This window comes from Gracilibacillus salinarum, assembly GCF_022919575.1.
In the GTDB taxonomy this organism is placed as follows: Bacteria; Bacillota; Bacilli; order Bacillales; family Amphibacillaceae; genus Gracilibacillus; species Gracilibacillus salinarum.
The window spans coordinates 4,318,685-4,330,474 of the sequence record NZ_CP095071.1; the positions used below are offsets into that span (position 1 = coordinate 4,318,685).

The 11,790-nt window shown below is 38.4% G+C and carries 12 protein-coding genes; 10 read left to right on the plus strand and 2 right to left on the minus strand.

Annotated features, from left to right (window positions below; genetic code table 11):
* The first annotated feature begins 66 nt into the window (after window positions 1–66).
* Both MUN87_RS20220 and MUN87_RS20225 read left to right on the plus strand, forming a co-directional pair.
* Window positions 67–516 carry a MarR family winged helix-turn-helix transcriptional regulator gene (locus MUN87_RS20220; RefSeq protein ID WP_244743472.1) on the plus strand — a complete coding sequence of 150 codons (450 nt, stop codon included), beginning with the start codon at window positions 67–69 and terminating at the stop codon, window positions 514–516.
* Between the two features lie 109 nt (window positions 517–625).
* Window positions 626–1,522, plus strand: a complete 897-nt coding sequence (locus MUN87_RS20225; RefSeq protein WP_244743475.1) for a hypothetical protein — start codon at window positions 626–628, stop codon at window positions 1,520–1,522.
* A gap of 255 nt (window positions 1,523–1,777) precedes the next feature.
* Here MUN87_RS20225 and MUN87_RS20230 read toward each other — a convergent pair whose 3' ends face one another.
* The gene (locus MUN87_RS20230) at window positions 1,778–2,269 is read right to left on the minus strand and encodes a GbsR/MarR family transcriptional regulator (protein WP_244743476.1); all 492 of its coding nucleotides are present in this window, start codon (window positions 2,267–2,269) and stop codon (window positions 1,778–1,780) included.
* 234 nt (window positions 2,270–2,503) lie between these two features.
* Between MUN87_RS20230 and MUN87_RS20235 the strand changes: the two genes are divergently transcribed.
* From MUN87_RS20235 to MUN87_RS20260, 6 genes are all read left to right on the plus strand, one after another.
* On the plus strand, window positions 2,504–3,700 hold the full coding sequence (locus tag MUN87_RS20235) for a quaternary amine ABC transporter ATP-binding protein (protein ID WP_244743478.1): 1,197 nt from the start codon (window positions 2,504–2,506) through the stop codon (window positions 3,698–3,700).
* Window positions 3,693–4,526, plus strand: a complete 834-nt coding sequence (locus MUN87_RS20240) for an ABC transporter permease (protein ID WP_244743480.1) — start codon at window positions 3,693–3,695, stop codon at window positions 4,524–4,526. Before MUN87_RS20235 ends, MUN87_RS20240 begins: the two co-directional genes overlap by 8 nt.
* A 68-nt stretch (window positions 4,527–4,594) precedes the next feature.
* Window positions 4,595–5,506: a glycine betaine ABC transporter substrate-binding protein gene (locus tag MUN87_RS20245; RefSeq protein ID WP_244743482.1), complete on the plus strand. Its 912-nt coding sequence runs from the start codon at window positions 4,595–4,597 to the stop codon at window positions 5,504–5,506.
* 857 nt (window positions 5,507–6,363) lie between these two features.
* On the plus strand, window positions 6,364–7,194 hold the full coding sequence (locus MUN87_RS20250; protein WP_244743485.1) for an SDR family oxidoreductase: 831 nt from the start codon (window positions 6,364–6,366) through the stop codon (window positions 7,192–7,194).
* A 75-nt stretch (window positions 7,195–7,269) separates the two neighbouring features.
* Window positions 7,270–7,878: a transglutaminase-like domain-containing protein gene (locus MUN87_RS20255; RefSeq protein ID WP_244748032.1), complete on the plus strand. Its 609-nt coding sequence runs from the start codon at window positions 7,270–7,272 to the stop codon at window positions 7,876–7,878.
* A gap of 308 nt (window positions 7,879–8,186) precedes the next feature.
* Window positions 8,187–8,990 (plus strand): hypothetical protein, encoded by an 804-nt coding sequence (locus MUN87_RS20260; RefSeq protein ID WP_244743487.1) that lies wholly within the window; start codon window positions 8,187–8,189, stop codon window positions 8,988–8,990.
* Between the two features lie 32 nt (window positions 8,991–9,022).
* Here MUN87_RS20260 and MUN87_RS20265 read toward each other — a convergent pair whose 3' ends face one another.
* Window positions 9,023–9,748, minus strand: coding sequence for a SurA N-terminal domain-containing protein (locus MUN87_RS20265; RefSeq protein WP_244743489.1), 726 nt, complete (start codon window positions 9,746–9,748; stop codon window positions 9,023–9,025).
* A 221-nt stretch (window positions 9,749–9,969) separates the two neighbouring features.
* Between MUN87_RS20265 and MUN87_RS20270 the strand changes: the two genes are divergently transcribed.
* Both MUN87_RS20270 and MUN87_RS20275 read left to right on the plus strand, forming a co-directional pair.
* Window positions 9,970–10,635: a phosphatase PAP2 family protein gene (locus MUN87_RS20270; protein WP_244743491.1), complete on the plus strand. Its 666-nt coding sequence runs from the start codon at window positions 9,970–9,972 to the stop codon at window positions 10,633–10,635.
* Window positions 10,636–10,697: 62 nt separating this feature from the next.
* Window positions 10,698–11,720 carry an NADH:flavin oxidoreductase/NADH oxidase gene (locus MUN87_RS20275; protein WP_244743493.1) on the plus strand — a complete coding sequence of 341 codons (1,023 nt, stop codon included), beginning with the start codon at window positions 10,698–10,700 and terminating at the stop codon, window positions 11,718–11,720.
* Window positions 11,721–11,790 lie beyond the last annotated feature (70 nt).

Sequence of the window (11,790 nt, forward strand, 5' to 3'; positions counted from 1 at the left end):
GATATAATAACTATTATCCAACCACAGCTAGATAAAGTCAATTTATTTGAAGGAGTGTGTAACAAAATGAGTGAAAAAGACGTCTTAACTCATGAACTGGTGGATGCTGCACTCAGTGTTTTACCATTATTACCAAAAAAACTATTTGGTACATCACCTGTTGTAAAAAAAGACGGACTTCATCCTTCTCATTTTCACGTGTTACGAATGATCGAACGAGAAGAACCGATTCAAATGACGTTCATTGCCAAAAAATTAGATATTAATAAATCCAATTTAACACCAATTATTCAGAAGTTGATCGAAAAAGATTTTATTAAGAAAAAGAAAGATGCCCATGACAGGCGGATCACTTACTTGGAAATGACAGAATGTGGCGAACGATATGCGTCTGAAATGAAAAAGGAATTACATCAAATAGTTCAAGGTCGGTTCGCCAAGCTGACAGATGAAGAAAAAAATGAGTTACACCGGGCTTTTGATTCCATTCACACGATATTGACTAAGTTAGAATGATGGGAAAAAAGTCTTATAGGAGGCTGACTAATAGTTTGGTATGATTAATTTTAGGGAAAATTGTAAATAGAAATACTTTTTTTCCACAAATAAACAGGGGGAGTATCTTATGAAAAAACAGTTATTCGTATTGATTCTACTAGCTTTTCTCTCACTTATTCTGATAGCGTGTTCACAAGACACAGAAGAGGATACGCAATCATCAGGTAAAAATGGGGACACAGAAACAATCGATGCTACAGACGATGTAGATGATGCAGGTGAAGAGGAATCGGTCTTCAGTCTTGATGAGAACAAGGCAACAGAGGTATTAAATCAGTATCATGATACAGTAATGGATGTTATTAACAATGCAGATGATCAAGGGACAGTTCAAGATTTCTCTGCGAAAGAACCGTTAAAAGAAGAATTTATGACGATAATGTCAGAAGAGTTGGCAAGCTCATATGTTGATCAGTATTTCCAACAGACGGACGGTCAACTTTTTGTTGTGCCGACTGAAGCGCCGATTTGGTTCAAAGAGGATCAAGCCTTCCAGATGCAAGAAGTCAGTAAAACAGAATATGAAATTATCCAAGAACAATCAAATGAGCTGATTGGTGAAGTGAAAATGACATATGTGCTCACATCTAAAAATGATAAATGGATTGTTCAGGAGGTGCACACTGAAGAATTAAAAGATACATCAAATGGTGATGGCCAAAGTGACAATAGTAGTCAAAACGGCAATGATTCTTCAGACAATAATGGCGATAGCGGTGACGGCGAAGAAGCTAGTGAAGACACTGGTGAAATAACGGATAACAAAGCAGAGGACCTTGTCAGAGAGTACTTGAACATTCCAGAAGATAGTGAAATGAATGTTGTGATGGATCATAAAGATGATAATGGTAATTTTGTTGTACAGGTATATGAGCTTGTACAAAATGGTGATACCAGTCACACAGCAACAGTTGGCTGGTATATAGTTAATAAGGATGACGGATCAATCGAAGAAATGATGTAATGCAAAAGAATAATCATAATTTCTCATCTTGTCATGAATAATCCAAAAAGGCTTGCACAAAATAAGTGCAAGCCTTTTTTTGTCACGATGTTAACCGTCTGTAAGACTCCCACTTCAAGCTTCGTGTATCACAAAGCAGCTAAGTGGGAGTGAACAGTTGCTAACATCCTGATACGTTTCGCTAATGATCAGCGGGGGTTAAAAACCCCCGCTGATCAAAGTCTCACTTTATATATGATCAAACACAACACATGACTATAGTAAATCATTCTTTTTGATGCTGGAAAACACTTCTTCCAATGACCGGTGAAAGGAAATAGCATCTTGAATCTTTCGTTCAAACAATTCTTTATGTGAATCAGAATAATGAGTAAGGTCTTCCTGTATTTCTGCTAAATTATTGATTTGTAAATTTAGCGAAGCTAGCCAGCGATTAACATAAGTTTTCATGAATTTTTTGTATAAATCTTCCCGAGCTTCGTATAAGTCTTTGCGCACGCCTTTTTGCCAGACGCGTTCGACAAGATTAAATTCCAAAAGTCTGCGGATGGCATAGCTCATTGCTGTTTTACTTTTGCCAAGCGATTCTTTCATTTCGTCTAATGTCATCGGTGCTTCATTTAAATACAAGGTCACAAATAGCTGTGCCTCTGTTTTATTTAATGAAAACATCTCTAATGTTTTTGAGAATTCAGATACAATCTGATTATTAACTCTTTCTGATTGACCTTGATCCGATTGTGTCATAAAGCTATGACAACCTCCTTTAACGCACTTACTTTAACTTTACACTACACTAAAACAAAAAGCTATATACATAGTAAATGAATTAAAATCGTTTTGTAAAGATAAAACTTTATGAACGTAACAATCTGAAAAATCAGTGCATAACGGTTGAAATAAATGAAATGTTCCTGTAACATAAAAAACGATGTTCAGGAAATGACGGAATATGTCGAAGAAAAAGAGGTGGTTTATTTCATGTCTGTCATTAAAGTAAAGGACTTGTCGAAAATTTTCGGCAAAAAGACAAAAACTGCTCTTTCCTTGTTGGATGAGGGCTACACGAAAGAACAAATCTTAGAAAAAACAGGATGCACAGTAGGTGTTAACCGTGCTTCTTTTGAAGTAGAAGAAGGAGAAGTCTTTGTTATCATGGGACTTTCCGGAAGTGGTAAATCAACCCTTGTACGTTTGTTAAATCGTCTCATCGATCCTACTGAAGGTGATGTAGAAGTCGGTGGAGAGAATTTGGCAAAGGTTGGAAAAGAAGCATTACGAAAAGTACGACGGGAAAAAATGAGTATGGTATTCCAAAAGTTTGGTCTGTTTCCGTTCCGAACCGTGTTGGAAAATACCGAATTCGGACTTGAAGTACAAGGGATCAGCAAGGAAGAACGAGCGAAAAAAGCGGAAGAGGCATTACAACTAGTAGGTTTGGGAAGCTTTATTCACCAGTATCCGGATCAATTATCTGGTGGGATGCAACAGCGTGTTGGTTTAGCTCGTGCCTTAGCGAATGACCCGGAAGTCTTGTTAATGGATGAGGCGTTCTCAGCATTAGACCCTTTAATTCGGAAAGATATGCAAGACGAATTGCTGGATTTGCAACAAAAAATGAAAAAAACGATTATTTTTATTACACACGATTTAGATGAAGCGTTGAGAATCGGTGATCGCATTGCTTTAATGAAGGATGGTTCTATCGTACAAATTGGTACACCAGAAGAAATCCTTGTTAATCCAGCGAATGATTACGTAGAACGATTTGTCGAAGATGTGGACCGTTCCAAAGTATTAACCGCAAGTCATATTATGAAGCGCCCAGAAACAGTTGACATTGACAAGCATGGACCACGAGTGGCATTAGAGCGAATTCGTGAGCAAGGTTTATCAAGTATCTATGTCGTAGACCGAGGACGACAGTTACAAGGTTATGTCACAGCAGATGATGTCAAAAGTGCAAGAGAAAAAGAATCGAAAGATTTACGCGATATTTTGAAGAAAGACATGCCTACAGTTGGCATGGAGGCACCCATTCATGAAATTTTTGATATTATTCATGATTCACCCGTACCAGTTGCTGTTGTAGAAGATGGCAAATTAAAAGGTATTATCGTGAGAGGTGCCGTTATTGCAGCATTAGCAAACGGAAATGGGGTGACAGAAGATGCTTGATTTTATCGGAAAAATCCCATTAGCTGATTGGATTAATAATGCGACGGAATGGATGCAAGATACATTTGAATTTATCTTTGATCCTATTAAAGAAGACTTTGGTGATTTTGTTGAATCTACGTCTGATTGGCTAGCTGAAATTCCACCAATTATTGTTATTTTATTAGTAGCTGTAGTGGCATTTTTTGTTTCAGGTAAGAAATTTGGTTTAGCAGCGTTTTCGATTGTTGGACTATGGTTTGTTTATAACCAGGAATTATGGGAACAATTAATGGCAACATTGACTCTTGTTGTCTTTGCCAGTCTGATATCGATTATTATTGGTATTCCGGCGGGGATTTGGATGTCCAAAAGTGTATGGGCGCAACGAATTATTACGCCAATTCTCGACTTTATGCAGACAATGCCTGCCTTTGTATATTTAATTCCTGCCGTTGTTTTCTTCGGTATCGGTATGGTACCTGGTATTTTTGCATCGGTAGTATTCGCAACACCACCTGTGGTGCGTTTCACGAATCTTGGTATCAGACAAGTTTCGGCTGAATTAGTAGAAGCTGCAGATGCGTTTGGGACAACAGGTGCACAGAAACTGTTTAAAGTAGAGTTGCCAATGGCAAGAAAAACGATGATGGCAGGTGTAAACCAGACTATCATGCTTGCCTTGTCAATGGTTGTTATAGCTTCGATGATCGGTGCTCCCGGTCTAGGTGATGAAGTATTAACCGCATTACAACGTTCACAAGAAGGTCCTGGTTTCGTTGCAGGTTTAGGTATTGTTATTCTGGCGATTATTATTGATCGACTTTCTCAAAATGTGAACAAATAATATGTGAATAACTTCCCTGTAAAACAGGGAAGTTAAATATATAAATTTTACAAAGGGGAGTTCTATTAATGTTGAAAACATGGAAATCTTTTGGATTAATTGCTGTACTAGGTTTAGTGTTAGTTCTTGCTGCATGTGGCGGCGGAGATGAATCTGAAGAAGAAAGCGATACTGGTTCAGATGAATCAGCTTCTGTTGGAAACGACCAGGAAGTTCAATTAGTTTATGTTAACTGGGATACAGAAATTGCTTCAACGAATGTTGTAGGTAAAGTATTAGAAAACTTGGGTTATGATGTAGAATTAACATCAGTTGAAAATGCTGCGATGTGGGAAGCAGTAGCAAATGATGAAGCAGATGGTATGGTTGCTGCATGGTTACCACTTACTCATGAATCACAATTCGCAGAGTTTGGCGATCAAGTAGAAGATTTAGGAACAAACCTTGAAGGAGCAAAAACAGGTTTAGTTGTTCCATCTTATATGGACGTTGAATCAATTGAAGATCTATCTGACCAAGCTGATATGACTATTACTGGTATCGAAGCTGGTTCTGGTGTAGTAGGAGCAACAGAAACAGTACTTGAGGAATATGGTAACCTGAGCGATTGGGAACTACAAACTTCTTCAAGTGGTGCCATGACAACTGCGTTAGGTGACGCAATTGAAAATGAAGAAGATATTGTTGTGACAGGCTGGTCTCCACACTGGATGTTCTCTGAATATGACCTTAAATATTTAGAAGATCCTAAAGGTGCTTACGGTGAAGCAGAAAATATCAAAACAATGGTACGTCAAGGATTAAAAGAAGACTTACCAAATGTTTATAAAGTACTAGACCAGTTCAACTGGACACAAGAAGACATCAACTCTGTAATGGTAGACGTAGTCGTGAATGGTGAAGATCCAGAAGACGCTGCAGAAGCATGGATTGAAGAAAACCAAGACAAAGTCGACGAATGGACAAAAGGTGTTGAGTAATAATTAGCATGTAACCCCCTCTTATGATAAAAGGGGGTTTTCTATTTAGTAAGGAACTGTCATGGAGGAAAATTACATAGATAATTGGATTCTTATAATATGGATTATGTCAACTAGCTGCTTAGTGATGATTTTGAAATTTTTCGTGTGCTGGAATGCGGCTCCGGCCAACCACTTCGCGTCCTGCGGGGCACGGCTGAAGCTAGGCTACTACCCGAAATACCTCTTAGCTGCCTTGCACCGAGGAAGCCTACTTCGAAGCTTTACTAGAAGACACAGGTGCAGACGTTGTGGATCTTCAGCGCCTGCCTGTCCCGCGGGAGTCTACGTGGTTGGCCTACGCTTGGATGGGGGCTCTACAGCTTTTGGAATTGCTAGCATATTGAGTGCACCATAAATATCAGCTTTTGAATAACATAATGCTTAGAACCACTGCTTTTTGCTGTTCCATACGTTGTAGCACTTCATTAAAGCGTAGGAAATAGGCGGAGACTCCTCATGCCTCAGCGCGAGTTGAAGATCCACTTCATTTGTGCCTGTGTCTTCTAGTTTCGCTTCGAGGTAAGCTTCCTCGGCACTAGGCAGCACAGATGTTATTTCAAGTAGTAGCCTTGCAGACCGCCGTGCTCCACAGGACGCGAAGACTATTTCCGGAGCTTTGTAAGGCATACACAACATATCAAAATGACCATTAAGCATTTAGTTGACATAATCCATATTATAGGAAGTTGGGCTAAGGGAACTGTACGTTTATTAGTGCTTGTACTTACATGCACTAGAAAGGAATGGAGAAAATTCGGTAAAATTATTCACCCTCAAGAACTGTGTTAAACTAAAAGAAAAAGGAGGGAGCTATCTTGAAAACGGTATTAATTACAGGGGCTGGAAGTGGATTCGGGCTTGTGACTGCACTTGAACTTGCCAAAAATGGATTTCATGTGATTGCAACGCTGAGAACCCTTCAGTCTCAACAAGCTTTAAACGATAAGGTAGCAGAATTAAAATTAACCGATAAAATCATCATTCTGGAAATGGACGTCACAAACGATGAGCATATTGAAGAGGTCACACAGTATGTGAAACAAAACTATCAAAGACTCGATTTACTTATTAATAATGCTGGCTATTCCCAAGGCGGTTTTGTAGCGGATCTTTCACCAGATGATTTTGAAAAGCAATTAAATGTGAATTTGCATGGGGTGTTTCGCGTTACCAATGCGATGCTGCCGATTTTAGAGCAGGCAGAAAAAGCGAATATTATTAATATTAGCAGTGTGAGCGGTCTGATCGGCTTTCCTGGTTTAAGTAGCTATTGTACATCTAAATTTGCCTTAGAAGGTTTTAGTGAAAGTTTAAGATTAGAATTGCTACAGCGAAATATTTATGTGTCCATCATCGAACCATCATCTTATCAGACGGAAATTTGGCACAAGAGTTTGCAGACCATAGATCACGAAACAATGGAGGCGGACCCTCTGAAACACTCTGTATTTAACTATGCTAAGCAGACAGCATACACCGAGCAGAATCCGAAAGAAATTGCGGATTTGATCATTAAAATTTCTCATCGATCCAAGCCTAAGTTGCGTTACCCAATTGGTAAAGGCGCAACGGCCATGTTTTTTGCCAAGCGCTTGTTACCTTGGCAATTAGTAGAAAAAATCATCTTAAAAAAATTAAAAAAATAATCTGGAAAAAACAAGTGTATTTTTGTATAATTATAAATAATTACTTATATTTATGCAAAAGGGGAAGTGATTGTGATGAAACTTGTTTGCGAATCCGATCAAATTTCGGATTATCTGGAGGAGTCCGAAACGATAGATTTCTCAAACGATCTTATTATGAGGACTGCTAGCAACTTATTCGAGGCTTCCCAAACGGAGATCGAAAAAACAGAAACGGTCTTTCACTTCATCCGTGATCAAATCGACCATGTATGGGATATCCAAAGCAGAAGAGTGACATCTAAAGCATCCGAGGTGCTTCAGTTTAAAGAAGGAGTCTGTTATGCAAAAGCTAATCTATTTGCTGCATTACTACGGTCTCAAGGCATTCCGACAGGTTTTTGTTATCAGCGGTTAATGCTGTTCGATACACCTGAAAAAGGCTATTCGCTGCATGCATTAAATGCAGTTTATTTACAGCAGCTTGACAAATGGATCAGGTTAGATGCAAGAGGCAACAATAAAAATGTTGATGCGCAATTCTCACTAGATGAAGAGCGATTAGCATTCCCGGTACAACAGCAATTTGGTGAAATTGATTATCCCACAATCTTTGTAAGACCAAACCAGCAAACCTTGGATGTTTTGGAGCGTAATGCTGATATGTTAGAAATCTATCAGCATTATTTGCCGGAAAAGCTGTAACAGGAATTTGCGTGGAAAATAAAACCTTTTAATGATAATATTGTATTAATAATATATAAAGGATGAGCCTTCCATGAAGTTAATCAAAAAATCATTCAAATATGTTGCAACAATTAAAATCGGATATTGATAACGGTAGACCATATAAAGGATACTTGCGACTAGTGAAAGCTGATATATTCTATAGTGATAATCTAAGGAATGCTTTCATCAATAAGATCTTAACTGAATACACTGACATCGATTCATCAGAAAAACAGCAATTAATCGAGATTGTACAACAACAGTAGTGGCATAGGAGGCTATGTATGCAATTGGGAATTATTATTGGGGTTATGGCAGTTAGCCTGTTTGGGCTTACTTCTTGCGACAATAATGGTGCAGAAACAGATAAGTTAGAAAAACTTGAACAGGCGAGTGATCAGACACACCTGCTTGATAATGGAACTTTTACAGGAATGGTCGAGATTAACAAGGACGGAGAACAGGTCTCATCTTCTTCGACGGAAGGTGCCTTTCTGGTACAAGGTGATCAAGTCGATTGGCAATTAAAACAAGTTCAGCAGCAGTCAGGAGAAGAAGCCTTTGTAGCAGAAACGGTACAAATCGATAACCGTCAATATCAACGTTTCGTTCAGCAACAAGCAGGTTCTGAATGGCAGCAGCTTCAAGGAGAGGCGTCGGAATATCCCGATGACTTAAAAGTATTATTAGAAGTAAATCTCGAAAAAGAAGACGTAGCATCTATAGCTGTAGAGAGTCAGGATAATAACAAGAAATACACAATCACCTACAGTGATGACTACTTTTCTAAAAAGAAGGAACAAAATATGGAGCGGATAGAATCCTTAATAGAAGAAGCACAAGAAAAAGGACTCGACAATAACGAAACATTGGAACGGTCATTAGCGCTCAATCAATCGATCAATTATTTAGAATTAAAAAGAAGCTACACAATGAATGGAGAGGGAATTTTAATTAGCATGGAATCTGTCTCTAAAGTTGAACAAACCGTTGAAGATAGAAAACAAATTAAGGAAACAACCAGGCGAGTATCAATAGTGGACTATAACCTTGCTGATTTAAAGATAAAAAAGGAAGGACTCGATTAGAATTTTCGATGTCCTTCCTTTTCTGAATTTCTTTAGATTAGTTTCTCAATCTCCGCGTTATTCTTTAGCTCATCAATTTTTGATTGGATTTGATCTTTTTTCTCCTGCTGTTTTTGTGAGAATAGCATCTGTTCAATTTGACCTTTGACTTGCTCTAATGCAGGAATTTCTTTCTCAGATTGTTCTTTTAAGGAATCATAATATTGTTGGATTTCTTCATCTGAAACGTTGATATCAAATTCAGATTTCATATATTTCGTTGAGAGTGCATTTTGTTTTAGTTGTTTTTTATAGGTTTCTTCCGTTAATCCACTTGATTTCAATACAGTGGAGAATTGATCACCGTATTGATCTTTCAATGAATCAACCTGGCTTTGGATTTGTTCATCATCGACTTCAATACCTTGTTCCACGGCATCTTGTCTGATTAATTCCTGATTTATTAATTCTGTTAAAGTTTGATCTTTTAATGTATCAGTATCTTCTGTATCTTGTCCTGATTGTTGCAGGGTGCTTTTTACAGTCGAATACATTTGGTTGTAAGCAACGCCATTAATTTCTGTTCCATTGATGGTTGCTACAGTTTTATCATTTTCAACTTTTTCTTCTTCACTTACAAGCTGCTGCTCGGTTTGATTAGATGATGAATCAGATGAACCTTCAGATGATTCTTGGCTGGATTGATCTTCTTCACTGCCACAGGCAACCGCTATGATCGATACGATGATAAGCATCAACGTCAATAAGCTTTTTTTCATATTGTCCTAACCTCCATTTACTCATTGTTTGTCCATTCAAACATACTTCGAAGCAGGATTGCAAGTCATATCTTTTGTCGAAATAAAAGAGAATACTGTTATGACAAGGGGTTTGACTCAATATTACATTTCATCAACAAAACAAAGCATTTTTTACATTTTTTCCATAACATGATTTTTAGTGGCTTGTTTCGGGAATATTACCGTTAGGGAGTGGGACTATGAAGCATATTTTAAAACCAACTTTTCTTTTCTTAATAGCAGGATTCGTCCTGTTATTTCTAACCACATCATTGTTTATCGAGCTAGCAGATGATGTCCTGGAAAATGAAAAATTTAAAGTAGATCATTATTTCCATGAGGTGCTTGTTTTTACGGAAGATGATACCTTATATCAATGGATGACATGGATAACAGAAGCTGGTTCGGTGCTCGTTATTACAATTGGTTCTGTTATTGTAGCGGTGTCCTTATTTTTCTTAACAAATAATAAATGGTACAGTATTTTGTTTAGCTTAAATATGATTGGTATTGGTTTATTAACAAAAGTATTGAAATTAGTATTTCAGCGCAATCGTCCAGAATTAATTGCAGCGTTTGATGGTACAGGTTACAGTTTTCCTAGTGGACATTCTACCGGGTCTGTTGCGTTTTACGGCTTTCTGATTTTTCTGGTCTGGAAACTGGTATCGAAGCAAGCGGTGAAATGGTTGATAATTCTTTTGCTGGGCATATTAAGCATCGCTATTCCATACAGTCGTGTTGTATTAGGTGTGCATTTCTTTACAGATATTTTGGCAGGGATGGCGCTTGGGTTGTCATGGTTAATTATCTGTATCTTTACCTTGGAATTCTTGCTTTGGCGCGCAAGGAAACGGCAAGTTTAATTAGGTGCTACAGTCATCATTTCTTGCTATACTAAATTGGTAATGGAAAAAGGGGGATAATCATGAAACAACTATTTAGCCCAATTAATATAAAAAATTTAGATCTGAAAAATCGCGTGGTAATGCCACCAATGTGTCAATACTCGGTAACAGCGGAAGATGGCACACCGAATGATTGGCATCTGACACACTATATCAGCAGAGCAGTTGGTGGTACAGGTTTGATTATTGTTGAAATGACAAACGTTGAACCTGATGGCAGAATTTCAAATAATTGTTTAGGTTTATGGTCAGATGATCAAATTCCGGCTTATAAAAAGATCGTGGATGGTGTTCATGCACAAGGTGCAAAAATTGCGATTCAAATTGCGCATGCAGGGCGAAAAGCAGAAGACGCTGAGACCCCAGTGGCACCGTCTCCTATCCGTTTCAGTGAAAAATATAAAGAACCACGAGCACTTTCTACTGCGGAAGTAAAAGAAATGGTCGATAAATATAAGCAAGCAGCCCGTCGTGCAGTCGAAGCAGGCTTTGATTCCATTGAATTACACGGCGCACATGGCTATTTAATACACCAATTTCATTCTCGTTATACGAACAAGCGAGACGATGAATATGGAGAGCTGACTCGTTTTGGTACGGAAGTGATTGAAGCAGTGAAGAGTGAAATGCCAGCAGATATGCCACTGATTCTTCGAATATCTGCCACTGAATTTGTAGAAGAAGGCTATACGTTAGAAGGTGGAATCGAAATAGCTAAAACTTACAAAGCAGCTGGTGTTGATATTTTTGATGTTAGCGCTGGCGGAGAGGGAGCGATTGCCCCTTCACGTCATCCAGGCTTTCATGCAGGATATATGCTTCCTTTTGCAAGGGCAATGCGCGAAGCGTTACATGTACCCGTTATGGCTGTTGGAAACCTGGAAACTCCACGCCTTGCTGATGCAGTAATTGGTAATCAAGAAGCTGACTTCGTTGCTGTTGGACGTGGCATGCTTCGTGATCCTTACTGGGCAATCCATGCCGCGCATGAATTAGGTCAAGAAATACAAGTACCTGTTCAATATGAGCGAGGTTTTGCTTAATAGATGTGAAAGTGGCCATAAAACATCAAAAAGTGACCATTAAATGTGCAAAAGTGGCCATAAAACGAAA